The sequence below is a fragment of the Nocardia sp. NRRL S-836 genome, assembly GCF_001279525.1.
Taxonomy (GTDB): Bacteria; Actinomycetota; Actinomycetes; order Mycobacteriales; family Pseudonocardiaceae; genus Lentzea.
In genome coordinates this window covers 110,082-110,488 of sequence record NZ_LGDY01000097.1, presented here as the reverse complement: position 1 = coordinate 110,488, position 407 = coordinate 110,082, and positions in this window count along the sequence as shown.

Here is a 407-nt window from a genome sequence, read left to right as displayed (position 1 = left end):
TCAGGTTCCGGGCGCTCAGGTTCCGGGCGCTCAGGTTCCGGGCGCTCAGGTTCCGGGCGCTCAGGTTCCGGGCGCTCAGCCTAGTGACGGACAGCCAGGTGTCTTCTCGCCTCCGGCGCGAGGTGGGGACTTCTCACCTGTGGACGCGCCGCGTCTGGAATCGCCGGCGTTGAGTCCGCCGGATCCGTCCGGGGTAAGGTCGGAAGCTCCTGCGCCCGAGGGCGTGCAGTCGCCGCTGCCGCCGACCGTGTCGGGTGAGGCGCGCACCGATGCCGGTGTCGCGGGTGAAGCACGGCCCGAGGCCGACACGCCGCAGTCTCAAGCGCCGCAGTCTCAAGCGCCGCAGTCTCAAGCGCCGCAGTCTCAAGCGCCGCAGTCTCAAGCGCCGCAGTCTCAAGCGCCGCAGT